24 protein-coding genes are annotated in these 26,899 nt (G+C 47.4%); 20 read left to right on the top strand and 4 right to left on the bottom strand.

The annotated features are described in order from the left end of the window. The first annotated feature begins 303 nt into the window (after positions 1 to 303). From nifH to ACYQ2M_RS15425, 19 genes are all read left to right on the top strand, one after another. A complete protein-coding gene (nifH, locus tag ACYQ2M_RS15335; RefSeq protein ID WP_459917237.1) occupies positions 304 to 1,125 on the top strand; it encodes a nitrogenase iron protein in 822 nt (273 codons plus the stop codon). A 109-nt stretch (positions 1,126 to 1,234) separates the two neighbouring features. Further along, a complete protein-coding gene (locus tag ACYQ2M_RS15340) occupies positions 1,235 to 1,579 on the top strand; it encodes a P-II family nitrogen regulator (RefSeq protein WP_459917238.1) in 345 nt (114 codons plus the stop codon). Beyond that, complete coding sequence (locus ACYQ2M_RS15345) at positions 1,576 to 1,956, top strand: P-II family nitrogen regulator (RefSeq protein WP_459917239.1); 381 nt, start codon at positions 1,576 to 1,578, stop codon at positions 1,954 to 1,956. Before ACYQ2M_RS15340 ends, ACYQ2M_RS15345 begins: the two co-directional genes overlap by 4 nt. Before the next feature lie 27 nt (positions 1,957 to 1,983). After that, positions 1,984 to 3,648 carry a nitrogenase molybdenum-iron protein alpha chain gene (nifD, locus tag ACYQ2M_RS15350; protein WP_459917240.1) on the top strand — a complete coding sequence of 555 codons (1,665 nt, stop codon included), beginning with the start codon at positions 1,984 to 1,986 and terminating at the stop codon, positions 3,646 to 3,648. A gap of 69 nt (positions 3,649 to 3,717) precedes the next feature. Then, positions 3,718 to 5,100 (top strand): nitrogenase molybdenum-iron protein subunit beta, encoded by a 1,383-nt coding sequence (gene nifK, locus ACYQ2M_RS15355; RefSeq protein WP_459917241.1) that lies wholly within the window; start codon positions 3,718 to 3,720, stop codon positions 5,098 to 5,100. Positions 5,101 to 5,123: 23 nt separating this feature from the next. Further along, the gene (gene nifE, locus ACYQ2M_RS15360) at positions 5,124 to 6,500 is read left to right on the top strand and encodes a nitrogenase iron-molybdenum cofactor biosynthesis protein NifE (protein WP_459917242.1); all 1,377 of its coding nucleotides are present in this window, start codon (positions 5,124 to 5,126) and stop codon (positions 6,498 to 6,500) included. 5 nt (positions 6,501 to 6,505) lie between these two features. Further along, entirely contained in the window at positions 6,506 to 7,891 is a 1,386-nt protein-coding gene (locus ACYQ2M_RS15365; RefSeq protein WP_459917243.1) for a nitrogenase component 1, read from the top strand. Positions 7,892 to 8,270: 379 nt separating this feature from the next. Then, positions 8,271 to 9,545 carry a radical SAM protein gene (locus ACYQ2M_RS15370; RefSeq protein WP_459917244.1) on the top strand — a complete coding sequence of 425 codons (1,275 nt, stop codon included), beginning with the start codon at positions 8,271 to 8,273 and terminating at the stop codon, positions 9,543 to 9,545. 24 nt (positions 9,546 to 9,569) lie between these two features. Then, positions 9,570 to 9,875 carry a (2Fe-2S) ferredoxin domain-containing protein gene (locus ACYQ2M_RS15375; protein ID WP_459917245.1) on the top strand — a complete coding sequence of 102 codons (306 nt, stop codon included), beginning with the start codon at positions 9,570 to 9,572 and terminating at the stop codon, positions 9,873 to 9,875. A 25-nt stretch (positions 9,876 to 9,900) separates the two neighbouring features. Further along, positions 9,901 to 11,043 carry a homocitrate synthase/isopropylmalate synthase family protein gene (locus ACYQ2M_RS15380; RefSeq protein WP_459917246.1) on the top strand — a complete coding sequence of 381 codons (1,143 nt, stop codon included), beginning with the start codon at positions 9,901 to 9,903 and terminating at the stop codon, positions 11,041 to 11,043. A 695-nt stretch (positions 11,044 to 11,738) separates the two neighbouring features. Beyond that, on the top strand, positions 11,739 to 12,071 hold the full coding sequence (locus ACYQ2M_RS15385) for a TetR/AcrR family transcriptional regulator (RefSeq protein WP_459917247.1): 333 nt from the start codon (positions 11,739 to 11,741) through the stop codon (positions 12,069 to 12,071). A 99-nt stretch (positions 12,072 to 12,170) separates the two neighbouring features. Continuing rightward, entirely contained in the window at positions 12,171 to 12,338 is a 168-nt protein-coding gene (locus ACYQ2M_RS15390) for a hypothetical protein (RefSeq protein WP_459917248.1), read from the top strand. Positions 12,339 to 12,414: 76 nt separating this feature from the next. Beyond that, positions 12,415 to 12,567 carry a hypothetical protein gene (locus tag ACYQ2M_RS15395; protein WP_459917249.1) on the top strand — a complete coding sequence of 51 codons (153 nt, stop codon included), beginning with the start codon at positions 12,415 to 12,417 and terminating at the stop codon, positions 12,565 to 12,567. A gap of 4 nt (positions 12,568 to 12,571) precedes the next feature. Next, positions 12,572 to 13,105, top strand: coding sequence for a TolC family protein (locus ACYQ2M_RS15400; RefSeq protein ID WP_459917250.1), 534 nt, complete (start codon positions 12,572 to 12,574; stop codon positions 13,103 to 13,105). 388 nt (positions 13,106 to 13,493) lie between these two features. Continuing rightward, on the top strand, positions 13,494 to 15,803 hold the full coding sequence (locus tag ACYQ2M_RS15405; RefSeq protein WP_459917251.1) for a type I restriction-modification system subunit M: 2,310 nt from the start codon (positions 13,494 to 13,496) through the stop codon (positions 15,801 to 15,803). Between the two features lie 244 nt (positions 15,804 to 16,047). After that, a complete protein-coding gene (locus ACYQ2M_RS15410) occupies positions 16,048 to 17,433 on the top strand; it encodes a restriction endonuclease subunit S (protein WP_459917252.1) in 1,386 nt (461 codons plus the stop codon). Beyond that, entirely contained in the window at positions 17,430 to 17,681 is a 252-nt protein-coding gene (locus ACYQ2M_RS15415; protein ID WP_459917253.1) for a DUF1016 N-terminal domain-containing protein, read from the top strand. Before ACYQ2M_RS15410 ends, ACYQ2M_RS15415 begins: the two co-directional genes overlap by 4 nt. A gap of 384 nt (positions 17,682 to 18,065) precedes the next feature. Continuing rightward, entirely contained in the window at positions 18,066 to 21,356 is a 3,291-nt protein-coding gene (locus tag ACYQ2M_RS15420) for a type I restriction endonuclease subunit R (protein WP_459917254.1), read from the top strand. 106 nt (positions 21,357 to 21,462) lie between these two features. After that, the gene (locus tag ACYQ2M_RS15425) at positions 21,463 to 22,680 is read left to right on the top strand and encodes an ArsB/NhaD family transporter (protein ID WP_459917255.1); all 1,218 of its coding nucleotides are present in this window, start codon (positions 21,463 to 21,465) and stop codon (positions 22,678 to 22,680) included. A 379-nt stretch (positions 22,681 to 23,059) separates the two neighbouring features. Here ACYQ2M_RS15425 and ACYQ2M_RS15430 read toward each other — a convergent pair whose 3' ends face one another. Further along, positions 23,060 to 23,407: a VOC family protein gene (locus ACYQ2M_RS15430; RefSeq protein WP_459917256.1), complete on the bottom strand. Its 348-nt coding sequence runs from the start codon at positions 23,405 to 23,407 to the stop codon at positions 23,060 to 23,062. 56 nt (positions 23,408 to 23,463) lie between these two features. Here ACYQ2M_RS15430 and ACYQ2M_RS15435 point away from each other — a divergent pair, with 56 nt between their 5' ends. Next, a complete protein-coding gene (locus ACYQ2M_RS15435) occupies positions 23,464 to 24,960 on the top strand; it encodes a methylenetetrahydrofolate reductase C-terminal domain-containing protein (protein ID WP_459917257.1) in 1,497 nt (498 codons plus the stop codon). A gap of 218 nt (positions 24,961 to 25,178) precedes the next feature. Here the strand turns inward: ACYQ2M_RS15435 and ACYQ2M_RS15440 are convergent, their stop codons facing one another. The 3 genes from ACYQ2M_RS15440 to ACYQ2M_RS15450 form a co-directional block, all read right to left on the bottom strand. Beyond that, positions 25,179 to 26,357 carry an FprA family A-type flavoprotein gene (locus ACYQ2M_RS15440; RefSeq protein WP_459917258.1) on the bottom strand — a complete coding sequence of 393 codons (1,179 nt, stop codon included), beginning with the start codon at positions 26,355 to 26,357 and terminating at the stop codon, positions 25,179 to 25,181. Between the two features lie 36 nt (positions 26,358 to 26,393). After that, positions 26,394 to 26,675, bottom strand: a complete 282-nt coding sequence (locus ACYQ2M_RS15445; protein ID WP_459917259.1) for a DUF1858 domain-containing protein — start codon at positions 26,673 to 26,675, stop codon at positions 26,394 to 26,396. A 9-nt stretch (positions 26,676 to 26,684) separates the two neighbouring features. Further along, positions 26,685 to 26,899: hypothetical protein (locus tag ACYQ2M_RS15450; RefSeq protein WP_459917260.1), on the bottom strand; the 215-nt coding region annotated here is incomplete at its 5' end.

Here is a 26,899-nt window from a genome sequence, read left to right on the forward strand (position 1 = left end):
CTGTTCTGCGTAAAAATTGAGTTTTTGAGCAATTAGTTCAATTTTGAAACCTATTTTAAATTATAATTCAATTTTGTAATAGATTGGCATTAAAGGTTCTTTTTTGTAAGTTTATAATTTTATTTACAAAAATATGTAGAGCGGAGCTGAGAAATAATATTCTTTAATATCAAGTCTTTAAATATTAATTTTTTGCAAGAATTCATTTTTTTAGGGCCTTGGTCCTTCCTTTGCATGCTAACCTTTCCAAGCAATCGGGAGTCATGTTTTTTAAATTTGATCTGAAAACAAAGGAAAAGAAAAATGAGGAAAGTAGCCATTTACGGAAAAGGCGGCATCGGCAAATCAACCACAACCCAGAATACCGTTGCAGGACTTGTGGAGGCCGGCAAGAAAATAATGGTGGTTGGCTGTGATCCAAAAGCAGACTCCACAAGACTTCTGCTCAACGGTCTGGCCCAGAAAACGGTGCTGGATACCTTAAGAGAGGAAGGAGAAGATGTCCTGCTGGAAGATGTCCTGAAACTGGGATACGGCGGAACCATGTGTACGGAGTCAGGTGGACCGGAACCAGGTGTTGGATGCGCCGGAAGGGGGATCATTACCTCCATTAATCTTCTGGAACAGCTGGGTGCCTATGAGAATGAAGAGCTTGACTATGTGTTTTATGACGTTCTGGGTGATGTGGTATGTGGCGGTTTTGCCATGCCCATGCGCGAAGGCAAGGCCCAGGAGATATATATCGTGGTTTCCGGTGAGATGATGGCCATGTATGCGGCCAATAATATCTGCAAGGGTATTGTAAAGTTTGCTGAATCCGGTGGTATTCGCCTGGGTGGACTCATCTGTAACTCCAGGGCAGTGGATTTTGAAAAGGAGATGATTGAGGCACTTGCTGAGAAACTTGGCACACAGATGATACACTTTATCCCCAGAGAAAACGTTGTACAGAGAGCTGAAATCAATCGAAAAACTGTGATTGAGTATGAGCCAGACCACTCCCAGGCCGATGAATATCGCATGCTTGCAAAGAAAATTGATGAAAACAAAAAGTATGTTATTCCCACTCCCATTGAAATTGAAGAGCTTGAAGAACTGTTGGTGACATACGGAATCGCATCCTGATCGGTGAAGGTCAAAACCGGGGGACTCTCCTGAATTTTGATGGCAAGAGATCTGAGAGATGAAAATTTTTAACCACATATAATGAGGCAAGTGAAGCGCAATGAAAATAATGATCAAATCAATTATCAGACCCGAAAAAACCCATGATGTCATGGCCGCCCTTATGGAAGCAGGATTTCCCGCCGTAACCCGTATGAGTGTTGCAGGCAGGGGCAAGCAGCGGGGGATCAAAATTGGTGAAATCACCTACGATGAAATCCCCAAGGAGATGCTCATCACTGTGGTGGACGAGAAGGCCAAAGAATTTGTTCTCAATATCATTATGAAAACGGCCAAAAGCAGTGAAAAGGGCGCCTTTGGGGACGGTAAAATTTTTGTCAGTCCCGTGGAGGAAATCTACACCATCAGCTCAGGGGTTAAGGAATCAAGTGACATGGAAGAGGTGCCCGCATGAAAGAGGTAATGGCCGTCATTCGTATGAATATGATCAACAAGACCAAGTTGGCCCTGATTGATGCGGGGGTCTCCTCCATGACAGCCATGGATGCCCTGGGCCGGGGGAAGGGTCTTGTGGATCTGGCACTTTTAAAGGGGGCAGAGCAGGGATACGAAGAGGCCATCGCCCAGCTGGGCCAGTCGGGCCGTCTGATTCCCAAAAGAGCCATCTCCATCGTGGTTCCGGACAAACTGGTGCCAAAAACGGTGGATACCATCATCAATGTGAACCAGACAGGCAAGTCCGGGGATGGGGTGGTATGGGTCATGCCGATTTTTGATGCGCTGAGCGTGCGAACCGGCGAAAGCGGAGACAAGGTCCTGGACGCGTTTTAACCCAAATTAAAGAATGGAAAAATAAAAATGAGCGTTACCATCAAAGAGCCCGAAACAAAAAGATCAACCAGCGCAGAAATCCCAGATCCGGAAGCGGTGAAAAAAGAGCTGCTGGCCAAATATCCGGTGAAAGTCGCCAGAAAACGATCCAAACAGATCATGCCCAACACAAAGGATGAAGCGGGCACGCCACCACCCATTGGAGCCAATGTCAGAACGGTTCCAGGAATTATCACCCAGAGGGGCTGTTGCTATGCGGGATGCAAAGGGGTGATCCTGGGCCCCACCCGGGATATCGTCAATCTCGTCCATGGACCCATTGGGTGCAGTTTTTACGCCTGGCTGACAAGGCGAAACCAGACCCGTCCATCTTCGGATCAGGATGACAATTATATGACCTATTGTTTTTCCACGGACATGCAGGATCAAGATATTGTGTTTGGCGGTGAGAAAAAGTTAAAGGCCGCCATCCAGGAAGCCTATGATCTTTTTAAACCCAAGGCCATCAGTATCTTTTCCACCTGTCCCGTGGGGCTCATCGGCGATGATGTGCATGCCGTGGCCAGGGAGATGAAAGAGAAACTCGGGATCAATATTTTTGGTTTTTCCTGTGAAGGATATAAGGGGGTCAGCCAGTCCGCCGGCCATCACATTGCCAATAACGGTATCTTCAAACATGTGGTGGGTGAAAATGATACCATCATGGATGCCGACTATAAGATCAATCTTCTGGGGGAATACAACATTGGCGGGGACGGCTTTGAGATTGATCGCATCCTGGAGCTGTGCGGCATCTCTCTTGTTTCCACCTTCAGCGGCAATTCAACCTATGATCAGTTTGCCAATTGTCATACGGCGGATCTGAATGCGGTCATGTGCCATCGATCCATTAACTATGTGGCCGATATGCTGGAGATCAAATACGGTATTCCATGGATCAAGATTAATTTCATCGGAGCAGAGGCCACCGCAAAATCCCTGCGAAAAATAGCCCAGTATTTTGATGAGCCCGAACTCATTGAACGGGTGGAAGAGGTCATTGCCGCCGAACTGATTGAAGTTGAAGCGGTGAGGGACGACGTCAAGAAAAGATGCGATGGAAAGCTTGCCATGATGTTTGTGGGCGGTTCCCGGGCCCACAGTTATCAGGGAATTTTCAAAGAGATCGGCATGGAAACCATCTCAGCCGGATACGAGTTTGCCCATAGAGATGATTACGAAGGCAGAAATGTCCTTGACAGCATCAAGGTGGATGCCGATTCAAGAAATATTGAAGAGCTTGAGATAAAGAAGGATGAAACCAGATACCAGCCCAGAAAAACCGAGGCTGAAATGGAAGCGCTGACGGCAAAAGGAGTGCCCTTCAAAGCGTACGATGGCATGATGCCGGACATGGGCTCTGATGCCCTTATCATTGATGATATCAGCCAATATGAAACCGAAAAGCTTCTTGAAATTTATAAACCGGCCATCTATTGCGCCGGCATCAAGGAAAAATATGCTGTTCAGAAAAGCGGTATTCCCATGAAACAGCTCCATTCATACGATTCTGGCGGACCCTATGCCGGATTCAAAGGGGCCATTAACTTTTACAAAGAGATCGACCGCATGGTCAATTCCAAGGTCTGGAGTTATCTGACCCCCCCTTGGCAGGAAAGCCCTGAACTCTCAGCCAAATATGGATGGGAATAATGTCGGATAGCGTTCTCATCTGAACCATATCACGATACAAAATCAAGCGAACACAGGAGACGTTCACAAATGTTGCTCAGACATACCCATAAAGAGATTAAACCCAGGGAGTCGTTAACCATTAATCCGGCGAAAACCTGTCAGCCCATCGGTGCCATGTATGCATCCCTTGGCATTCATAATTGTCTGCCCCACAGCCATGGCTCCCAGGGATGCTGCGCCTACCACAGAAGTACCCTGACCCGTCATTTCCGGGAACCGGTCATGGCCGCCACCAGTTCTTTTACCGAAGGCTCTTCTGTTTTCGGCGGTCAGGCCAACCTGCTCCAGGCCATTGACACCATGTTTACCACCTATGAGCCGGAAATCATTGCCGTTCATACCACCTGTCTGTCGGAAACCATTGGGGATGACGTAAACCAGATCGCCATCAAGGCGGAAAAGGATGGAAAAATTCCCGAGGGGAAACGTGTCATCCATGCCAGCACCCCCAGTTATGTGGGGTCCCATGTCACTGGTTTTTCCAATATGACAAAGAGCATGGTCATGTCCTTTGCCAAATCCACAGGGACTTCCAATGGAAAAATTAATATTATTCCGGGGTTTGTTGAGCCCTCGGACATGGCTGAAATCAAACGGATGGTGACGGCATTGGATGTCAAGTCCATTGTTTTTCCGGATACCTCAAATGTTTTAAATGGACCCCAGACCGGAAAATTTAAAATGTATCCCGATGGGGGCGTGACAAGCAGAGAGCTCACCAGCGCCGGGGACAGCATCGGTACCATTGCCCTGGGAGAAACGGCCTCGGCCGATGCGGCAAGGACCCTTGATACCAAATTGAAAGTGCCGTGCCAGGTACTGGATCTTCCCATTGGCCTGGCGGCAACGGATCGATTTGTGGATGCCTTAAGGCGGGTTGCCGGGGTGAATGTTCCCGAGAGTATCAACCTGGAACGGGGACAGCTTCTGGATATTATCACAGATATGCATGCCTATTTTTACCATAAAAAAGTGGCCCTGGCAGGTGATCCCGATCAATTGATTCCCCTGGTGGAGTTTCTCATCAGCCTTGACATGATACCGGTTCATATTGTCACGGGTACACCGGGTCAGGCCTTTTTGAAGCGCATTGAGGAGTTGACCGCCGACCTGCCCTGCAAGGTGAACGTAAAAGCCGGTGGCGGTGCGGATATGTTTCTGCTCCATCAATGGATTCAGAACGAGCCCGTGGATCTTTTGATCGCCAATACCTATGGAAAATATATTGCAAGGGATGAAGATATCCCGTTTCTGCGATACGGATTTCCCATACTGGATCGGGTGGGACACTCCTATTTTCCATCGGTGGGCTACAAAGGTGGCATGCGGCTTCTGGAAAAAATCCTGGACCTTCTTATGGGCCGTATTGACAGGGATTCCCTTGAAGAGTCCTTTGAGCTGGTGATGTAAATCTGATTTAAGGAAATATAAAGATGGAAACCATATCCGTATTGGAAGACAGAAAAAAACAAATTTACCAAAAAGGACAGGATGAGTTTGATATCTCCTGTGAAAAAAAGAGTCTGGCAGGCGCTGTGAGCCAGCGGGCATGTGTCTTCTGCGGATCACGGGTGGTACTTTATCCCATTGCCGATGCCCTGCACCTGATACACGGGCCCATTGGCTGCGCCTCTTATACCTGGGACATCCGGGGGGCATTGTCATCGGGGCCTGAGCTTCACAGAATGAGTTTTTCCACTGATCTTTCCGAAACGGATATCGTTTTTGGCGGTGAAAAGAAGCTTGAAAAAGCCCTGTTGGAACTCATCGAGGCATACGAACCAAAGGCCGCCTTTGTCTATTGCACCTGTATTGTGGGCATCATTGGCGACGATGTGGAAGCGGTGTGTAAAAAAGTGGCAGCCAAAGTGGATATCCCTGTGCTGCCAGTGCATTCCGAAGGATTCAAGGGGACTAAAAAAGACGGGTACAAAGCAGCCTGCGATGCCCTGTTTAAACTCATTGACATGAACCGGACATCCCAGGAGAAAATCCCTTTGAGCATCAACATCCTGGGAGAATTTAATATTGGTGGAGAGACCTGGATGATCAAGGAGTACTACCGCAAGATGGGCATTGAGGTGGTCTCTGTGATGACAGGGGATGGACGTGTGGCAGAGGTTCAATCTGCCCACCGGGCCAGTTTAAATGTGGTTCAGTGTTCGGGATCTCTGACCTATCTTGCCAAAGACATGGAAAAAGCCTACGGCATCCCCTATATACGGGTCTCTTATTTCGGCATTGAAGACACTTCGGACGCTCTTTATGATGTGGCCTCGTTTTTCAAAGAGACGCCACAGATCATGGAGCGGACCAAATCACTGGTGCAGGAGGAGGTTAACACGATTCTTCCCGGGCTCTCAGTGTTGAAAAAGGAGCTCAATGAAAAACGGGCAGCCATTTATGTGGGAGGCGCCTTTAAGGCCTTTTCATTGATCAAGGCCCTGAAACACCTGGGCATGGATGTGGTGCTTGTGGGTTCTCAGACCGGAAATAAAGAGGATTATGCCCTTTTAAAAGAGATGTGCGATCCGGGAACGGTGATCCTGGATGATGCCAATCCCCTGGAGCTTGCCAAGTATGTCATGGAAAAGGACGCACACCTTTTCATCGGCGGGGTCAAGGAACGACCCATCGCCTATAAGCTGGGCATTGGATTCTGCGATCATAACCATGAACGAAAGATTCCCCTGGTGGGGTTTGAAGGCATGGTAAATTTTGCCAGGGAAGTCCATGAAACCGTAACCAGTCCCGTATGGGACCTTGTCCCGAGAAAAGCATTTAACCTGGCTGATTTAAAAAGAGGGTAAACCCCATGATAAAGACAAAACCATATACCGCCACCCGAAACGCATGCAAGATGTGCACCCCCCTTGGTGCCACACTGGTTTTCCACGGCATCCAGGGAACCATTCCCCTTTTACATGGTTCCCAGGGGTGTTCAACCTACATGAGAAGATATCTCATCAGCCACTTCAGAGAACCCGTTGACATTGCCTCATCAAATTTTTCAGAGGACACGGCCATCTTCGGTGGCAGGAAAAACCTGGAACTGGCCATTGAAAATGTGGCCCGCCAATACACCCCGGAAATGATCGGCATTGCCACCACCTGCCTTTCGGAAACCATTGGGGATGACGTGGCCATGATTTTAAAGGACATGGGCGGCACCGTGGGGGATACCCTTCTGGTTCATGTGTCAACCCCCAGTTATACCGGCACCCATGTGGATGGATTTCACGGAGCAGTTCGGGCCGTTGTGGATCGTTGCAATCCCCTGACGCCTCAGCTGGCAAACGACGCGTTAAAGCGAAAAAAAATAAACGTTTTTCCGGGCATGCTTTCCAATGAAGATCTTCGACATTTAAAGGAAATTTTCACGGATGTTTCCACAAACTTTACGATTTTACCGGATTATTCAGAACGGTTGGAAGGCCCCTCCTGGGAGGATTACCAGGCCATTCAGAGCGGCGGAACGCCCATTAGTGAGATTAAGGCCATGAACCGTTCCTCTGCCAGCATTGAATTTGGATCCATTCTGGCCGGGACGGTTACCCAGCAGGAAGCGCAAAGCGCCGGATCGCTTTTAAAGGAACGATTTAACATTCCCCTCTGTTCCCTGGGCATCCCTGTGGGGGTAAAGGCAACGGATCTTTTCTTTTCACACCTGGAGAAACTGACATCCAAACCCACCCCGGAAAAATATAAAAAACAGCGGGGACGATTGATTGATGCCTATGTGGATGGGAACAAGTATGTCTCCAGGAAAAGAGCCGTTGTTTATGGAGAAGAGGATTTTGTGGTTGCCATGGCAGGATTTCTTGCAGAGGTTGGCATCATACCGGTTCTCTGCGCTTCCGGCGGGAAAAGCGGCCTGCTTGCCAGGGCATTGGAAAAAATTCTTTCGCCGAATATGCTGAAACAGGTGACGGTTCACCAAGGGATGGATTTTACCCAGATGGAGGCGGCGGCAAGGGTGCTCAGTCCCGATTTTGTGATGGGCAACAGCAAGGGATACACCATGTCACGTCACCTCAATGTGCCCCTGGTCAGAGTGGGGTTTCCCATCCATGACCGCATGGGAGGTCCCCGGATTCTTCATATCGGCTATAAGGGGGCACAGGAGTTGTTTGATACCATCGTCAATACCTTGCTGCAGCATCGCCAGGAGACTTCAAAAATCGGTTATGCCTACATGTAATCTAAATAACGATCATTTTCAAGGCGGTCAGTCGACACAATGAATAATGAAAATGGTGTTATGCCGCCGCCCCCCCGACGGGCAATGGGCCCGGACCGGAACTGTAGACAGCTCAATTGTCCGGTTCCTATTGCCCATCGGGGGGGCGGCTCTGCTGAGGTAGACTTGAAGGCTACCTTTTCATATAAAACATACATGACAGTAAGCACCTGCCACAACGAAAGTTGAAACTCTCATCATTGCAGCACGTTGGACGGAGTTTCATATAAAAAAGGCACACATGACAGTAAGCACTCACCACAACGAAGACTGGAACTCCAGCTATTAAAAGCTATTGAATGGAGTTTTATATAAAAAAGGAATGAGAAAGGATAGAAAAATGAATGTTAACAATCACCCCTGTTTTAACGCAAGTGCCTGTAAAAGTTGGGGACGGGTTCATCTTCCAGTTGCCCCTCGCTGTAATATTCAGTGCAATTTCTGCAATCGAAAATTTGACTGTGTCAATGAAAGCAGGCCCGGTGTCAGCAGCGGTATTCTTTCTCCTTTCCAGGCCATGGAATATCTTAAACGGGTTGTGGAACGGAAAAAAAATATTTCCGTGGTGGGTATCGCAGGGCCTGGCGACCCTTTTGCCAATCCCGAAGAGACCCTGCAGACCATTGAGATGATCAACCGGGAATATCCTGACATGCTCCTTTGTCTTGCAAGCAATGGGCTGAACCTCCCCGATTATCTCGATGATATTGCAAAATTTAATGTCAGCCATGTGAGTATCACCATCAACGCCATTGATCTTGCCATCAGTGAAAAAATTTATTCCTGGGTTCGGTTTGGCAAAAAATCCCTGAACCCCAAAAAGGGCGTTAAACTGCTTCTGGAGAAACAGATGGAATCGGTGGCAGGGTTAAAAGAGAGGGGGATCATTGTTAAAGTCAATACCATTGTGCTGCCCGGTATCAACGATCATCATGTTATTGATATTGCCCGGGAAATGTCCGTGATGGGCGTGGATCTGCTCAATTGCATGCCCTATTATCCCAATGAGGGTTCTAATTTTTCACATCTTGGAGAACCTAGCAAAGAGGAGATCGCAAAACTCCAGAAGGAGGCCCAGGAATATATCCCCCAGATGAAGCACTGCAAGCGGTGCCGGGCCGATGCCGTTGGCATCCTGGGTGAAGCACCGGATAAGGTGTTGGAAGAAAGCCTTAGGGAGTGCGCATCCCTTGAGGAAATTCCTGAAATTGATATCAACACGTTGACGCGGCCCTATGTTGCCGTGGGAACCCGGGAAGGAGTTCTGGTGAACCAGCATCTGGGGGAGGCAACGGAACTGTCCATCTATGATCCCCGTAAAGAAAGGCTGCTTCTGGTGGAAAAAAGATCCCTTCCACAACCGGGGGGTGGGAACACCAGGTGGCATGCCGTGGCAGAACGTCTCAAGGATTGTCATCTTATCCTGGTGGGCGGTGTGGGGGAAGCCCCGAAAGAGGTGCTCGTGGAACATGGATTTGAAATCCTCATGGTCAACGGCCTGATCCAGGAAGTGATTGATGGCGTGAAAAACAAACAAAATATTACCCATCTGATTAAAAGATCCCCCCGGGAGTGTCAGGCAGCGTGTTCCGGGTCGGGAATGGGATGCATGTAAAGAAATAATAAAAAGGATAAAAAAATGGAAAAACCAACCCACCATATACTGGTATGTGCAAGCTTCAGACCCAACGGGGAACCCAAAGGAAAATGTCACCGTAAAAATTCCCTGGATTTTCTTCCCTATATTGAAAACGAGATCATTGACCGGGGTCTTGAAAATGTCATTGTCTCTTCCACTTGTTGCCTGAAGCTCTGTGATGAGGGGCCGGTGATGGTGATTTATCCGGAGAATCTGTGGTATGGCAATGTGGCCTCCGAAGATGCCATTGATGAAATTCTTGATGCCCTTGAAGACGGTGAAACCGCAAAAGAATATCTTTTATAAAAAACATGGGCCAAAGGAATTCGTCATGCTCAAGTTAAATGATAAACGAAAAATATGGATGGTGGACACCACCCTGCGCGATGGGGAACAGGCCCCCGGAGTGGTGTTCAGCACCCGGGAAAAAATTGAAATTGCCATGGCCCTGGACCGCATGGGCATTGACGAAATTGAGGTGGGCATTCCTGCCATGGGGGATCAGGCCTGCCGGGACATTAGAAAAATTGCAGCGTTGCACCCCGCCTGCGTTTTGTCCTCCTGGTGCAGGGCAGATGAAAAAGACATAGAGGCGGCAGCCATGTGCAACACCCCGGGGGTTCATATCAGTTTTCCCACCTCTTCTATACTTCTCAAGACCTTTGACCGGGATGAGGCCTGGGTGATGAATAACTTGAAGCATCTGGTGGGGGTGGCGAAAAAATATTTTGACAGGGTTTCCGTGGGAGCCCAGGATGCTACCCGTACCCGGCGGGGCTTTTTACATGAATTTGCTGCCCTTGCCGTTGATGTGGGGGCAGATCGTCTTCGACTGGCGGATACGGTGGGGATGATCAGCCCCTCCATGGTGATAAAAACCATCACGGGGCTTTCCCGCAGGGTGCCGAATCTTGAACTGGAATTCCACGGCCATAACGATCTTGGCATGGCCACCGCCAATGCCGTAACCGCCGTGGAGGCAGGGGCCGCCGCTTTGAGTGTCACGGTTAACGGCCTGGGCGAAAGGGCTGGCAATGCCCCCCTGGAAGAGGTGGCCATGGCCCTTTTTGAAGTGGGGGGATATAAAAGCGATATCAACAGCCGTCTTATGACGGATCTGTGCCATATGGTTGCCGGGGCTTCGGGCCGGGTGATCCATGAATCAAAACCCATTGTGGGTAAAAACGTTTTCCGTCATGAATCGGGGATCCATTGTTCAGGTCTTTTAAAGGATGAATCCTCGTATCAACTCTTTGAACCTGAATCCGTGGGTAAAAAAGCAAGTGAGTATGTGATCGGGTACCATTCTGGATCAGCTGCCATTGGTCATGTGCTTGAACAACAGGGCATTTTCATTGATAAAACAAGGGCAAGTGAATTGATCCCCATGGTGAGGGAGAAAGCCTTTGAACAAAAAGCACCGTTGACCCCTGAAGCGCTTAAGAATCTCTATCTTCTCAGCACGACGGTGTGACGATCATCAGTAAGATATCGACACATCGCTTTACCCCTCGTCTATACTCAACACGATGGGTTGTGCCCTTCAAACTTTCCCATCCATCCAGTTTTGTGGCTGGATCAGTTATAAATGTCGAAAAAATTACATAATGGTTGTGTTCCTCCGCACGGATCAGGTTGGGACATTTCGTGTTATAGTCATGGGCACAGCTTAATTTACCCTCCACTAAGCCTTTGTTTGACAGAATGCCTGCACGTATGGGAGGCACGCCTTTGAAAACAAACTCAATGTCCATTCGCTTGAGGGCCTCGGTATAAATCAAAATGAGCCATTGGGTTACGGGATTGTTTGGGGGGCGGCTATAGACGAAGGTTAAGTGGCCCGGATGGTTTTCAGCGGTATCTCCCTGTTTCACAAGGACAATTCCCCGCAGTACTGCCAGGGTAACTCAAAAAATACAATGAAATCAAAAAAACAGGATGGTACTGAAAAAGCAAAACATGATTTTAAGGTAGGCGATCTGTTGATTTGTTTTAATGTTTTTGGGAATCCCCGTTGTGTTTTTTAAAGAAATAGATTGATATTGAACTGTCTGGTTATGTATGTGACTCTACAGTCATTTTATGACTGAGCGATTTAATGTATCTACTCAGCGGTCACTTCCCCAGCCGGAATGGCCCTTGGTGTATTCAAAAGCAGGGAGGGTGGCCATGGTGAAGATCACCAGGAAAAAAGAGTTGCTGGACAACATGATCAAGGAAGAAATATCAGCAACCGTTCTGGACCTTATCTCCAGGAACCAGGCAGTGACAATGGATGTGATTGCCGCACAGTGCGGGGTGGCAAAAGGCACCCTGTACAATTATTTTAAGAATAAAAAGATGCTGATCAACCATGTACACAAGACCATCATAAATCCCAAGCTGGAAAACAACCGGGTCATTTTTGAGTCAGAAAATTCGCCAGAGATGAAACTGTCTGATTTTGTTGACTCTGTGTTTAATTTCCATGATGCCTATCCCCTCTATTTCCAATTTATTTAAAGCCAGAGGACTGCATCTGAATTTGAAAAAGAAAAATTTGAGATGGTTATCCATCCCCTGGTCCGGCTTTGCAGAGAAGGTGTCCGGTAAGGGGTGTTTGTGGATCTTGATCCCTTTGTGGTGGCCTCAATGATTTTCGGCACGATAATAGGCACGTTGGAGACCCTCCAGAACCGGGAAGACAAGAACTGGGATATGGAAAAAATAAAAAAAGATGTCATCTGTCTTCTGGACAGAATGATTGTGAAGCAACAGGAGAAAGCATGAAATAAAATTTTTTTCAGGCATCATTGCAGCGGCCCTTATCGGCCTTTTTTGTCTTTGGATAACAGACCACAACTCCATGGCCCAGGCCCGCATTGAAAACACCAAAACCACCCCGGCCCCCCCGCCGGTGGAGGTAACTGTTTACACGGTGAAATCAGAGGAAGTGGTGTTTACCCGGGATCTGCCTGGACGGACATCCGCCCTCCAGGGTGCTTCTGGAGCGACCTGATATCATGGCTGCAGAGCACCGTTTAAAGGCGGCAAACGCAGATATCGGGGCAACAAGGGTAGCACTGTATCCCCGTATCACCCTCACCGGTGCGGTGGGGCTTGCCAGTGACGATCTCTCTTCTCTGTTGGGGTCGGGGGCTGCCTATGCATGGAATTTTATCCCCTCGTTGTCCATCCCCATCTTCAACAGGGAGGGACTCCAGGCAAGCCTTGAAAAAGCCACGGTGAACGAAAAGATTGCTGCCGCCAAATATGAAGCTGCCGTTCAGGCGGCATTTAAAGAGGTGGCCGATCAATTGGCCGCAAGAAAGACCTATGGGGAACAGATGACTGCCCAGAATGCCCTGGTGGATGAAACCCGGAAGACCTATATCCTTTCCCGGGCCAGATACCAGAACGGGATTGACGATTTCTTGTCGGTGCTGGACTCCCAACGTTATCTTTTTGCCGCCGAGCAGTCGGCCATTACGGTGCGTCAATCTTACCTCAGTAATCTTGTTAATCTGTATAAGGTGCTTGGGGGAGGGCAGATATAAGTTCCGGAATTCTGTGATCAAAACGGGTTGGTACATTCCCATTTTTCTGGTTTGGTCACAATATGGTTTATTTGTCATAGTTGGTGTGGCCAACGGGGTCAAGCTTGTGTTATTGGCGTTATCTGTTCACAGCCTGTGCAAATGTTAAAAACAACGATAATGCCAATAACGCAATGCCCCCTTTTTGACAGCGTTTTCCTCAACCTTACCAAACAACAGTCTTATAAAAAGTGTCTCCGTAGCCCGATCTGCCTGGAAGCCGTTAAACACTGATATTCCTCCCCTTTTGCTTGACATAAAATGCCCTCCGGCGTACGTTTGATTCAATTTAAAAACAACCGCCCACTTTTCAAGGCACAATAAAAAAGAGCATTGGAACAAGCAATATATGAATCAACGGACAAACAATCTCGCGGCCTATATCTGGTCCCTGGCCGACCTGCTGCGTGGTGACTTCAAACAGAGCCAATATGGCCGGATCATCCTGCCCTTTACCCTCCTGCGCAGACTGGAAGGGGTGCTGGAACAATCCAAAGACACAGTGCTGGCCGAACATGAGAAAATCCAGAAATTGAACCTCCCCGAAGAAGCAGAAGAAAAACTCCTGCTCCGGGCCACCAATGGGCTGTCATTTTTCAACACCTCCAAAATGGATCTCTCCAAACTGGGGGAAACCGGTATCAAAGATAACCTGGAATCTTACATCCAGGGATTTTCCAGGAATGGCCGGGAGATATTCGAGCATTTCAACTTTGCTGAGTTCATCGGCCAGCTCAACGATGCTAACCTCTTATATAAGGTAATTCAAAAGGTCAGCAAAACCGATCTGAGCCCCAGGGCTGTTTCCAACTATGAAATGGGCCTGGTATTTGAAGAGCTGATCCGCCGCTTTGCTGAATCCTCCAACGAAACCGCAGGAGAGCACTTCACTCCCCGGGACATTGTCCGCCTCACCACCGCCCTTGTGTTCATTGAAGATGATGACGCCCTGAGCAAACCGGGTATTATCCGCACCATTTACGATCCCACGGCGGGCACCGGGGGATTTTTATCTTCCGGCATGGAATATGTGCGGGAACTCAATCCCCAGGCGGTGATGCGGGCCTTTGGCCAGGAACTTAATCCCGAAAGTTACGCCATCTGCAAAGCAGACATGCTGATCAAAGGCCAGGACGTCACCAACATAAAACTTGGCAACACCCTTTCCGGGGACCAGCTCTATGCCGATAAATTTGACTACATGCTGTCCAATCCGCCCTTTGGTGTTGACTGGAAAAAAATAGAAGCAGACATCAAAGACGAGCACCAGATTAAGGGGTTTGACGGCCGATTTGGTCCGGGCCTGCCCAGGGTCTCCGACGGGTCGCTTTTGTTCCTGCTGCATTTGATCAGCAAATTAAGGGATAGCTCCCAGGGCGGTGGCCGCATCGGTATCATCCTCAACGGATCGCCCCTGTTTACAGGCGGGGCAGGCTCCGGGGAGTCACAGATCCGCCGCTATATTCTGGAAGCGGATCTCTTGGAAACCATTGTGGCCCTGCCCACGGATATGTTCTACAACACCGGTATCTCCACCTATGTGTGGGTATTGTCCAACAAAAAATCCAAAGAGCGCAGGGGCAAGGTGCAACTGATCAACGGGATTCATCTTTGCGGCAAGATGCGTAAATCCCTGGGTTCCAAACGAAATGTCATGGATGACGATGACATTGCCACCATTACCCGTTGTGCCGGTAATTTTGAAACCATTGATGCCCGGGAGCTGGACAAACCCCTGGAAGAAAAAAGCAATCGGGGCCGTCAATCGGAAAACCCCAAAGCAGCGTCTCCGAAAACCTTTGCCAGCAAAATTTTTAACCATTATGAATTTGGGTATCGCCGCATCACCATTGAACGTCCCCTGCGGGAATCCTATCAGTTCAGTGATGAGCTTATAGATGAACTACGTTTTGCCCCCAAGCCTTTAAATGCGGCTATGAAATGGATCTATGCGGAATATGGGCAGGAGTGGACCGACCAGGATTGCCAGGGGTATGGCGTATTAAAAGAACATGAATCGGATATCCGAAAAGCCATAAAAACCGACTTCAAGGCCCTGAAAGAAAAACAGATCAAAATGCTGCTGGACACCAAAATCTGGTTATTCCAGCGAGATATCCTGCTGAAAACAAAAGAACTGCAACAGGCCATTGGCAAAGAACAGCATGATGATATGAACGGTTATGATGCGGCCATCAAAGCCACAGGCGTTAAGCTGGATGCCAAAGAAAAGAAACAGATCACTGCTGCCGTGTCCTGGAAAAACCTGGATGCCCAAAAGGTGATAAAAAAGGTCCATAAAAAAGCCAAGGCTGATCCTGTTTACGGGCTGTTTGAGAAGAATGGCAAGGTGGTTGAATATAAACCCGATGGCGATTTGCGGGATTTTGAGAACGTTCCCCTTGATCCCTCAAAATCAGTGAACGAAATCAACGAAGCCTATTTTGCCAAGGAAGTTCTGTCCCATGTGCCGGAGGCCTGGATAGATGCAGACAAAAGAGATGGCATAGATCAGGAGATTGGTATTGTGGGGTATGAGATCCCCTTTAATCGGCATTTTTATGTGTATCAGCCGCCCCGGGATTTGGCGGATATTGATGCGGATCTGGATAAAGTCAGCGCTGAGATTATGAATTTACTCAGAGAGGTTCATGCATGAATGCCATCTTCGAACAATCCAGCATTGAAGTTATAAGTTTAATTGGATGCTCATGTCAAAAAAAGCTCTTCAAACTTAAAAATTATGCAAAAACCATAACTTCCAATTTGCAAGCAAATGACATTTTAAGTTCATTTCACCCCTTATCTACCTGTAAACCGCCTCTATCTTGTCTGGTTAATGATGCGTATCCAGACAAGATGTTCCTTGAGATTATAGGAATAATCAATGAGGTGGATTCATAATGATGACAAAATATCAGGCCTATGGTGAGTATAAGGATTCTGGGGTTGAGGACCTGGATGAAATGCCGAAAGATTGGAAAATATCAAGAATTAAATTTTTTTCAACTTTAAACCCGTCAAAATCTCATTGTAAAGATTTGTCAGCAGATCTTGAAGTTACGTTTTTACCTATGGAGGCAATTGGGGAGAAAGGAAAGTTAGATACATCAAGAGTTAAAAGGCTAAAAGACGTTATAAATGGTTATACATATATTGGAGAAGGTGATGTCTGCATAGCAAAAATAACCCCTTGTTTTGAAAATGGAAAAGGAGCTGTAGTTAATGGTTTAAAAAATGATATTGCTTTTGCTACGACTGAAATTATTCCATTTAGATGTTTTCAAAAAAGCGATTCAAAATTTTTATATTACATGCTTACTTCTGCACCTTTTAACAAAAAAGCAGAAGGATCTATGTATGGGGCTGGTGGCCAAAAACGTGTGTCAGATAACTTCGTAGCGAATTATCATTTTATATTGCCTTCCTTTAATGAACGCCAAGGGATAGCCAATTTCCTCGACCACGAAACCGCCAAGATAGATATCCTGATCGAAAAACAACAACTGCTGACCAAACTGCTGAAAGAAAAACGCCAGGCAGTGATCAGCCATGCCGTTACCAAAGGCCTGAATCCCCATGCCCCCATGCGTGAGTCAGGTGTTGAGTGGCTGGGGAAAGTGCCGGAGCATTGGATAGTCAGACGTCTAAAACACACTTCAAATTTACAATCAGGGATACCGAAAGGTAAGGATCTTACTGACAAGCTTAGTATAAATGTTCCCATGTTACGAGTGGCGAACGTTCAAGATGGTTATTTGAACCTTAATGATGTTCATGAAATGGCCATTGAACCAGATCAGCTAAAGCGATATTCATTAAACTATGGTGACGTTCTTATGAATGAAGGCGGAGACAATGACAAGTTAGGTCGAGGGGCTGTTTGGAAATCTAAGTTAAATCCTTGCATCCATCAAAACCATGTTTTTGCGATTAGACCCCATTCAATAGAGCCTGAATGGTTAGATTTATTAACCTGCTCAAGTTACGCAAAATTTCACTTTTTCAGAGTTTCTAAACAAAGCACAAATTTGGCTTCGATATCATCTACAAACATTAAAGAGACACCATTGGTAATCCCTCCTGAAATTGAACGACTCGAAATAATGGATTATGTATTTAAAAAAAACAAAGCTTTCGAAAAACTTGAAAAACAAAGTTCTGTACAAATTGCACTGCTTCAAGAACGTCGTACATCCCTGATATCAGCAGCCGTTACAGGCAAGATAGACGTCCGCAACTGGCAAGCCCCGGAACCAAACCAAACCAACAGGGACGATGCATCATGAACCACTCACCGCCTGGCGACAAAATCCTCTTTGCAGAAATAAAACAGCTGATCCAATCTGCCAAACAACGTGCTGCCGTTGCTGTAAATGCAGAATTGACATTGCTTTATTGGCAGGTGGGAAAATGTATTTCCAATGAAATCCTTAACGATAAACGAGCCGAGTATGGGAAACGGGTAATTGAGGATCTGGCCCGTGATTTAACCAATGCATTTGGTCAAGGATGGACCAAAAAAACAGCTGCATAATTGTCTCCGCAGTGCGGAGACTTTTCCCAAAAAATAAAGGGCATCCTTCATTCCTACTTTACACTTTCATAAGGTGACTGCTCATTTTCCGGTGCTCGTTCTTTAAAAAGTGTAAAGTACTTTGGGGCTGATATGAAGGATGCCAAATAAAGATTGTCTACGCAGTGCGTAGACAATTGAGCTGGATAACCTTAAAAACCTGAGAGACATTGATTGTTTGCTGAAATAAACGTTTTATTTGAGCACGACCATACCAGAACGCTTACACCAGGCAATTATCAATGCAAAACAAAGGCTGGAAAACAGACTCGCATGACAGCGTTGTCGGCACATATACAATTGGCTCGGCATGGGTCATCCTGAAATTAAGAGAAGAGAGAGTGCATGGACAACAAATCTAAGGAAATCGTCTTTCAAAATGAAATGATCGAGCAGTTGGTTGCCAATGGGTGGCTGCTGGGTACCCCTGAACGCTATAATCGTGAACTTGCCTTATATCCCGAGGATTTGCTGGAATTTATTAAAGAAACCCAGGACACCCAGTGGCAGAAATACCGCAAATTATACCCCAACAATCCCGAGCAAAAGTTTTTAGAGCGTGTGGCCACACAGCTGAACAAAGCTAACCCCAATGCCGCCAACAAAGAGCTGCGCACCTTTGGTACCCTGGGGGTGCTGCGCCATGAACTGCGTGACCGGGGCACCCGTTTCAGTCTGTGCCAGTTCAAGCCGGAACATGATCTCAATCCCCATACCCTGGCCCGGTATGAAAAAAACCGTTTGCGGGTGGTGCCGGAACTGGTGTACAGCCCCTGGGCCACCGCAGTGCATCTCGCAGAAACAGGCACCAAAGCAAAAAAATGGCGCATTGATCTGGTGCTCTTTGTCAATGGATTGCCCGTGGTGACCCTGGAGCTGAAATCAGAATTTAAACAGGCAGTGGACAACGCCATTCACCAGTATAAGACATCCCGGTTTCCCATTGATCCCGCCACCAAAAACCCGGAACCCCTGTTAACCTTTAAACGGGGTGCCCTGGTTCACTTTGCCGTGAGCCAGTACGAGGTGTTCATGACAACCCGCCTGGAAGGGGAAGAGACTTTCTTTTTACCCTTTAATAAAGGAACCAAAGACGGTGGTGCTGGCAATGATGTGCCGGAAGATCTCACCCAATATGCCACGGATTATCTCTGGAACGAGGTGTTGCTGCCTGAAAATCTCTTAAATATCATTGCCCGGTACATTCATCTGGAGATCAAAGAGAAAGAGGACTGGGAAGGCCGCAAATACAAACGAGAGACCCTGATTTTTCCCCGGTATCATCAATGGGATGTGGTGAACAAACTCATCAATGATGCCGCCAAAGAAGGCCCGGGCCACAAATATCTCATCCAGCACAGTGCCGGTTCCGGCAAATCCAACTCCATTGCCTGGACAGCCCATCAGCTCTCATCCCTCTATGATCCGGGGGGCAACAAGCGCTTTGATTCGGTGATCATTGTCACGGACAGAACCGTCCTGGATGACCAGCTCCAGGATACCATTTACCAGTTTGAGCATGTGGATGGGGTGGTGGGCCGGATCAACAACACCATTGGTGATGGAACAAAGTCGGAAAAACTTGCCGCAGCCCTGGAAACCTCCCAGCCCATCATCATTGTGACCATCCAGACCTTTCCCTTTGTGTTGCAGGCCATTGAAAATGACGTGAGCTTAAAGAATCGGCATTATGCAATCATTGCCGATGAGGCCCACTCCTCCCAGACCGGCTCCACGGCCCGGAAGTTAAAAGAGGTGCTGATGATCGACCTCAGGGCGGACGACGAAGCGGACCTGTCGGCGGATGAGATCCTGGATGCTGCGGTTGCCTCCCGGCGGGCGTCCCACAACCTGAGCTATTTTGCCTTCACCGCCACCCCCAAGACCAAAACCCTGGAGCTGTTCGGACGGCTGCCCAATGCCCTGGAAGCCCCTTCAAAGAAAAACAAACCCCAAGCCTATCATGTGTACAGCATGCGCCAGGCCATTGAGGAGGGGTTTATCCTTGATGTGTTAAAAAATTATATCAATTACAAGGTTGCCTATCACCTGGCCTTGGCCATGGAAGAATCGGATCAGGAGGTGGAGAGTAAAAAGGCCCGGATAAAACTCAACCAATGGGTGCGTCTGCACGATTACAACATCTCCCAAAAGGTGCAGGTGATTATCGAGCACTTTAAAGAAAATGTCATGGGCTTGCTGGGCGGACAGGCCAAGGCCATGGTGGTGACCAGCTCCCGGAAAGAGGCGGTGCGGTATAAACTGGGGTTTGATAAATATATCAGCGAAAAAGGGTATCAAAAAATCCACGCTATGGTGGCTTTCTCCGGTGAGGTGGCGTTCAACGAGAATGACCCCAATGTTGCGGGGCTGCTGGGGGAAAAGTTTCGGGAAAACAATATGAATCCCCATCTTAAGGGCCGTGACATGCGAAAAGCCTTTAACTCCAGAGATTATCAAGTGATGATCGTGGCCAATAAATTCCAGACCGGGTTTGATCAGCCCAAGCTGTGCGCCATGTACGTGGATAAGAAACTCGGGGGGGTTGAGTGTGTGCAGACCCTGTCCCGCTTGAATCGGATCTATCCCGGTAAAGCTGACAGCGGCACCTTTGTGCTAGATTTTTTCAACGAGCCCCAGGATATTCTTGAATCCTTCCAGCCCTACTATCAAACAGCAAAACTCAGCGATGTCTCCAATCCGGATCTGATATTTGATCTGTTTGAAAAACTCCGAGCCGCCGGTATTTTCCTGTGGCAGGAGGTGGAGCAGTTTTGCGGGGCGTTTTTACAAAAGAGCAAAAGCAATGCGGCCATTGCCAATATCTGCAAGCCTGCGGTGGAGCGTTGGAAAACTCGCTACAAATCAGCCATAGATGCCTATACCCTGGCCAAAGAGATGTTTGAACGCACTAAAAAAACGGCCGATGCGGTGTTGATTGCCAATGCCGAGAACAGCTTTAAGGCGTGCAAAAAGGAAAAAGATCTTCTGGAAATTTTTAAAAAGGATTTGGGCACCTTTGTGCGTTTTTATGAGTTCATGTCCCAGATTGTTGATTATGATGACATAGATCTTGAAAAGTTGAGCCTATATGCCAGAAATCTCAGGCCCATGTTGCGGGAAAGCTTTATAGCAGAGAATGATATCCCCTTTGATAATGTGGTATTGAGCCACTACAGATTATCGGAGATACGCCGCCAGGATTTGAAGCTGTGTGAAGAGACCGAGGGGTTTGAACTGACCCCGGGTGAAGGGCTGGGCACGGCAAAGGCAAAGGATATCAAAGAAGAGTGGATTTCACAGATTATCAGCCGGTTGAACGAGCTTTTTATCACCGATGAACTCACAGACAAAGATATGGTGAACTATGCATACACCATCAGAGATAAAGTCTATGAGAATAAACAGGTGATGATGCAGATTGCTAATAACTCACCGGAACAGGCGATGCTGGGAGACTTTTCCAAGGCTGTTGATGATGCGGTGATGGACAGCGGCAAGGCCCATCAGAATCAGATGATGCAATTATTGTCTGATCCTGAAAAAGCGGCTGGTTTTGCACGGGTGGTGTTTGATTTGTTGAATCATACTTCAAGAGAAGAGTATTTGCCTTCCGAGATCAGAAATGCTGATTGAAGCGTTTAACCCAATACTTCCCCAAAAATGACACTGAAAAAGGTGAGATAAATATGAAAGTATTTGAGAAATCAGGGTATCCATGTATCCTTCCGGGGAACCGTCTATGACGGCGGTTATTATTTTCTGTCTTGCATATCTGGGGATCGCCCTTGGAAAAATCCCCGGGCTTGTCATTGATCGTGTTGGTGTGGCCCTCCTTGGTGCCATTGCCATGGTTATTTTCGGGGTGGTTACACCGGAAATGGCGGTTCAATCCATTGATCTGCCCACCATCCTGCTGCTTTATTCATTAATGATTATTTCCGCACAGCTCAGACTCGGGGGATTTTACACCTGGGTGGCAATGAAAATAGTCCCCTATTATACGCACCCGCGCCTTTTTTTACTTGCCACCATGCTTGTGAGCGCTTTATTGTCCGCCATGCTGGCCAATGATATTGTGTGTTTTGCCTTTACTCCGGTTCTGGCGCTGTCTTTGGTTGAAGCTGGACTCAATCCCATCCCCTTTCTCATGGGGCTGGCGATTTCAAGTAATATCGGCTCGGCGGCAACAATCATCGGAAATCCCCAGAATATGCTCATCGGGCAGACCGGGCAGTTGAATTTTGCCCAGTTTTTTTTCTGGTGCAGCCCGCCGTCTTTTCTTGCACTTGGTGCCGGTTATTTTATTATATTGCTGATATACCGGCAGCAGATATCGGTTGTGAATGAAAAAAAATCCATGGCGCATATGTCCCCGGGTCAACCCTTTGATAAATGGCAGACCACAAAGGGAATCGTTGCCATCATTGTGCTGGTATTGTTGTTTTTTTCTTCAATACCAAGGGAGTTTTCAGCCATTGGCATTGCCGGGGTCTTGTTGTGCAGTCGGAAAATGAAAACCAGAGATATCATGGGGCTGGTGGACTGGCATCTGATCACATTGTTCTGTGCGCTTTTTGTAATAATTCATGGAGTTGCCCGGGCTGGCTTTCTGGACATTGTCATGAATCAACTCTCTTTCATGGGGATGGATTTGCATAATCTGCCGGTTCTGACGGGGATGTCAGTCATCTTAAGTAACTTTTTCAGTAATGTTCCGGCGGTCATGGTGTTAATTCGTTTTATTGATCCCCTGGTCCAGACACAATGGTATACCCTGGCCGTCTCAAGCACCTTTGCCGGCAATTTGTTTCTGCTTGGCAGCATTGCAAATCTCATCGTGGTGGAGCAGGCCTCTCATTACGATATTAAAATTTCGTTTTGGCAGCATGCCGTTGTCGGCATTCCTGTGACGCTTAGCTCCTTGATGGTGTTGCTTGGGTGGCTTTGGGTGGGATAAGCCTCCAGCCAGGGGGGTGGTCTGTATTATTTTATCTCAAGACGGTTTGCTCAGGAGCCTGTCCTGGAATTTGGTGAGGCTGCTGAGGGAAAGCTGGCAAAAGAAAATGTAAACAAGAGGGTTTCGCGTCTATCTGCAAATATTTCCCTTATTCGAGATAATCTATGTCCTCTTTCATTTGTTGATGTACCTGAACAAGCTTATATTGATGGACTGATTGGTGTATATGAACTGAATAAAATTGAGCTGCTCAGGGATGTTTTTGTATGGGCATATGAACGTTCTTGCACCCGCTATTCAGCTGAACCGGGATCACCAGAGACTGGGATGATGATGGCTACCACATGATCTGCTGAAGCCGGTTCGGGATATATAAAATTTATGACCAGAATTCAAGCCGGTTTCCCTCGGGATCATGGAGATAAAAGACCTGTGAGCCCCACAGGGGACGGATCTGGGTGGGGTTCAGTCTTTTTTTTGTAAAAGCAGTATGGCTTGCATGGATATCCTCCACCTTCAAACTGATGGTGACTCCCTTGCCGTTGTTGCTTTTGATGGATGTCCGGGCCGTATCGGCAATGCTAAGGCGGGCTGAATCCGTCAGTTGGAATTCTACAAACCATTCCCGGGCGGTGAGAGTGGTTAGATTCAAACCTGTGGAATAAAAGTGAACGGTTTCTTTCCATTTTTTACAGTATAAGATGGTGTTGGATGTGCTTATTTTCATTACGTTCCTTGAAATATTTGATTGCAGGATCCACAAAAAAATTGGGGGATTAAAAAATGCTTCGCGTATTTGACCAGGCCATTGTTACTCCAGATCAATTTGTCGTTACCCTGGAACTGGTTCCTGGACGTCAGTCCACAGGAAGATCTGTTGACACCATTGTGGGTATTGCCAGGGATGCATTTGATGACGGACGGATTTCAGCGGTTTCCATCACAGATAATCCCGGTGGCAACCCCTCCCTGAGCCCGGATGTCCTTGGCCATGAGATTTTTCGATACGGCATGGATGTCATTGTTCATTTTGCCTGTCGGGATATGAACCGAGTGGGCATGGAGAGCCGTGCCCTGCAGCTGGCACGTATGGGCATGAAAAACATCCTGGCCATTACCGGTGATTATGCCGGAAAGGGATACGGCGGACAGGGAAAGCCGGTATTTGATTTAGATTCCGTGATCCTAACAGCCATGTTGAAAAAACTCAATGAACGCCTGGAGGCCAACGGTGATCCCGATGGTTTTTTCACCGGGTGTGCCATTTCACCCTTTAAGACAACCTTGTCCGAATGTGAGGCCCAGTATCGCAAACTTGATCTCAAGGTCCAGGCCGGGGCCTCTTTTATCATCACCCAGCTGGGGTATAATGTCGATAAATTTGAAGAACTTCTCATCAATAATCATAATAAAGGCATAAATCTTCCCACCATGGCCTCTGTCTATCTTTTAAGCCCCCGGGCCGCAAGGGCCATGAATCGAGGCCGGGTGCCCGGTGTCCATGTGTCGGATGACCTTTTTAACACCGTTGTGAAAGAGTGGGAAATTCCCCGGGATGGCTTGAAAATGGCCATTGAACGAACGGCAAAGCTGGGGGTAATCTTAAAGGGGCTGGGTTATCGGGGTATTCACATCGGTGGGATTCATAAAAGTTTTAATACCGTGGGAAACATACTGAACCGGATGGATGAAATTGAGCATAACTGGCAGGATTACCTGGCGGAGTTTAAAGATCATAATCATGGTTACTATTACCTTTTTGCCCGGGAAAGAAATAAGGTAAAACCGACCACCGTAAAGCAGAAAATGATGGCGGCCCTCACCGATCATATCCCCTATTTCATCTTAAAAGGTGCCCATGGAATCTTTTTCACCCGAAATTCCCTGGCAGCCCCGCTCTACTTCCGTATGGCCGGGTTTTTTGATCAGAATAATTTCTCATGGATGGTAAAACTGCTCCTGGAAGATCCCTTAAAAAAACTGTTTCTCTCCTGCCAGAGCTGTGGCGATTGTGCCATCCAGCACATTGGATTTCAGTGCCCGGAGTCGGGGTGTCCCAAGCACACCAGAAACGGTGCCTGTGGTGGTTCCCGGGACGGGTACTGTGAGGTCAATCCGGAAAAATGGTGCATCTGGGTTCGTGCCCATCGTCGATATAGACGACAGGGGGATGAAAATCAATTGTCATGTGCGTTTATTTCACCGCGATTATGGGCCTTGAATCGTACGTCTTCATGGATTAATTATCATCTCAACCGGGATCACCAGGGACAGGGATGAAGGGTGCCACTGGGCCTATTCCTATTTCTTAGGGTTTGGTTACAATATGGTTTGTCGGTCATAGTTGGTGGGGGCAAGCCTGACCCCTCTTTGATGAAGCGTTGAACTGAAAAAATGGGAATGCGCCCGTACCACTATCAGTCGGGGTTTACCTCAGTATCTGAAGGCTGACAGGGTATCGGCAATGACACATACCGCCATTAATAGCTTAATGGGCGTTATTTGAACCCTTGTTCTTTGTGTTTTTGTGCGATGGCATCTGCCAGATTGTCCAATGCGTCAAACCCCTCTTTTGTGGGAACTCCTTTGCAGAGGACAGGTTCTATCACTTCCACCTTGAGGTTGGGAATCATTCCCGCAAGGGCCTCCACGGTCTTGCCGCCCCACCCATAGGAACCGACGATGGAGAGAAATTTTGTATTGGGCCGCAGGGCGTTTGCCAAAAAGGCAGCATAGGCAGCGTAGGGGTGGGGACCGGACAGTATTGTGGGGGTTCCCACCACAATGGTAGCGGCATCCACCAGCGATATGGCCAGTTTTCCGATATCGGTTACGGCCAGGTTAAACTGCTCCACCTTTACCCCTCTGTCCACCAGGGAGGCCACAAGGTGTTCCACCATGAGCCTTGTACTTTCGTGCATGGATACATAGGGAAGCACCACGGTATTCCGGGGAGTGCCCAGGGTCCACTTATTATAGGCATCCAGTATAAAAGCTGGGTCGGGAAATATCTGTCCGTGGCCGGGTGCAATCATTTCTATCTCGTAAGGGGCAAGTTTTTCCAGATTCTTCTTTATGACGTTTCTAAAGGGCATCATGATTTCGGCAAAATAGCGTTTGGCTGCCTCGTAAACCCGTCCTTGATCTGTGACAAAAAGGTCAGTTGACGCAATATGGGAACCGAAAAAATCACAACTGAACAGGATTCTGTCCTCTTTAAGATAGGTAACCATGGTTTCTGGCCAGTGCACCCAGGGGGTAAAAATGAATTTCAGGGTCTTATCGCCAAGGGACAAGGTTTCTCCATCTTCAATGGATATAAAAAAATCCCCAGGGATTTTCAAAAGATCCATGAGCATTGCTTTGGCCTTGGGGGTGGATACAAGTTTTGCATCGGGGTATTTTTTAAGAACCTGGAGAATCATCCCGGAATGGTCCTGTTCCGCATGACTCGAGATAATATAATCTATTTTATGGATACCCTCAAGCTGGGCCATGAATTCTTTACCCATGGGCGGATCCACCGTGTCAATCAATGCTGTTTTCTCACTTCCTTCAATGAGATAAGCGTTATAGCTGGTTCCGTCCGGGAGTGGAATCAGGGAATCAAAAAGTCTATTGTCCCAGTCCACGGACCCCATCCAGAAAATCTGCTCTTTTATTTTGCGTCTGTTCATGTTGTTTCTCCTTTTGTGGTTATGGTTAAACTGGGGCTATTCTGGGACGTGTGAGGTCAAGGTGTTGTGTGTGTTTTTTCCCGAAGCCATTTCTACCCCATCAATTTTACTGTTAAAGTTGATCAGTAATTGCTCCACGTCGATCCTGTTTTGAATTGAAATATCTTCCAATGTATGTAGTCCTTCCATGGGACAACCAAAACATTTGAGTTTTAATTCAATAAAAATAGTTAGAACTTGAGGATAACGTTCTAAAAGCTCTTTAACTGTGGTTTTTTTTGATATATTAGCAAGTTTTCTCATTTCATTTTTTGCCATTTTAAAAATTCAATTTATAACTTTAGTAGGGCGCATTCCCATTTTCCCGGTTTGATCACAATATGGTTTTTTTGTCATAGTTGGTGGGGGCAACGGGGTCAGGCTTGTGTTATTGACGTTATCGACCACAGCCTGTGTAAACGCAAAAACCACCGATAATGTCAATAACGCAAGCCTGCCCCCTCTTTGATTAAGCATCCAACCGGGAAAATGGGAATGCGCCC

The organism is Desulfocicer niacini (assembly GCF_054657595.1).

Coding starts and splice junctions, on each gene's coding strand:
- nifH (WP_459917237.1), top strand. CDS start 304: ATGAGGAAAGTAGCCATTTACGGAAAAGGCGGCATCGGCAAATCAACC.
- ACYQ2M_RS15340 (WP_459917238.1), top strand. CDS start 1,235: ATGATCAAATCAATTATCAGACCCGAAAAAACCCATGATGTCATGGCC.
- ACYQ2M_RS15345 (WP_459917239.1), top strand. CDS start 1,576: ATGAAAGAGGTAATGGCCGTCATTCGTATGAATATGATCAACAAGACC.
- nifD (WP_459917240.1), top strand. CDS start 1,984: ATGAGCGTTACCATCAAAGAGCCCGAAACAAAAAGATCAACCAGCGCA.
- nifK (WP_459917241.1), top strand. CDS start 3,718: ATGTTGCTCAGACATACCCATAAAGAGATTAAACCCAGGGAGTCGTTA.
- nifE (WP_459917242.1), top strand. CDS start 5,124: ATGGAAACCATATCCGTATTGGAAGACAGAAAAAAACAAATTTACCAA.
- ACYQ2M_RS15365 (WP_459917243.1), top strand. CDS start 6,506: ATGATAAAGACAAAACCATATACCGCCACCCGAAACGCATGCAAGATG.
- ACYQ2M_RS15370 (WP_459917244.1), top strand. CDS start 8,271: ATGAATGTTAACAATCACCCCTGTTTTAACGCAAGTGCCTGTAAAAGT.
- ACYQ2M_RS15375 (WP_459917245.1), top strand. CDS start 9,570: ATGGAAAAACCAACCCACCATATACTGGTATGTGCAAGCTTCAGACCC.
- ACYQ2M_RS15380 (WP_459917246.1), top strand. CDS start 9,901: ATGCTCAAGTTAAATGATAAACGAAAAATATGGATGGTGGACACCACC.
- ACYQ2M_RS15385 (WP_459917247.1), top strand. CDS start 11,739: ATGGTGAAGATCACCAGGAAAAAAGAGTTGCTGGACAACATGATCAAG.
- ACYQ2M_RS15395 (WP_459917249.1), top strand. CDS start 12,415: ATGGCCCAGGCCCGCATTGAAAACACCAAAACCACCCCGGCCCCCCCG.
- ACYQ2M_RS15400 (WP_459917250.1), top strand. CDS start 12,572: ATGGCTGCAGAGCACCGTTTAAAGGCGGCAAACGCAGATATCGGGGCA.
- ACYQ2M_RS15405 (WP_459917251.1), top strand. CDS start 13,494: ATGAATCAACGGACAAACAATCTCGCGGCCTATATCTGGTCCCTGGCC.
- ACYQ2M_RS15410 (WP_459917252.1), top strand. CDS start 16,048: ATGATGACAAAATATCAGGCCTATGGTGAGTATAAGGATTCTGGGGTT.
- ACYQ2M_RS15415 (WP_459917253.1), top strand. CDS start 17,430: ATGAACCACTCACCGCCTGGCGACAAAATCCTCTTTGCAGAAATAAAA.
- ACYQ2M_RS15420 (WP_459917254.1), top strand. CDS start 18,066: ATGGACAACAAATCTAAGGAAATCGTCTTTCAAAATGAAATGATCGAG.
- ACYQ2M_RS15425 (WP_459917255.1), top strand. CDS start 21,463: ATGACGGCGGTTATTATTTTCTGTCTTGCATATCTGGGGATCGCCCTT.
- ACYQ2M_RS15430 (WP_459917256.1), bottom strand. CDS start 23,407: ATGAAAATAAGCACATCCAACACCATCTTATACTGTAAAAAATGGAAA.
- ACYQ2M_RS15435 (WP_459917257.1), top strand. CDS start 23,464: ATGCTTCGCGTATTTGACCAGGCCATTGTTACTCCAGATCAATTTGTC.
- ACYQ2M_RS15440 (WP_459917258.1), bottom strand. CDS start 26,357: ATGAACAGACGCAAAATAAAAGAGCAGATTTTCTGGATGGGGTCCGTG.
- ACYQ2M_RS15445 (WP_459917259.1), bottom strand. CDS start 26,675: ATGGCAAAAAATGAAATGAGAAAACTTGCTAATATATCAAAAAAAACC.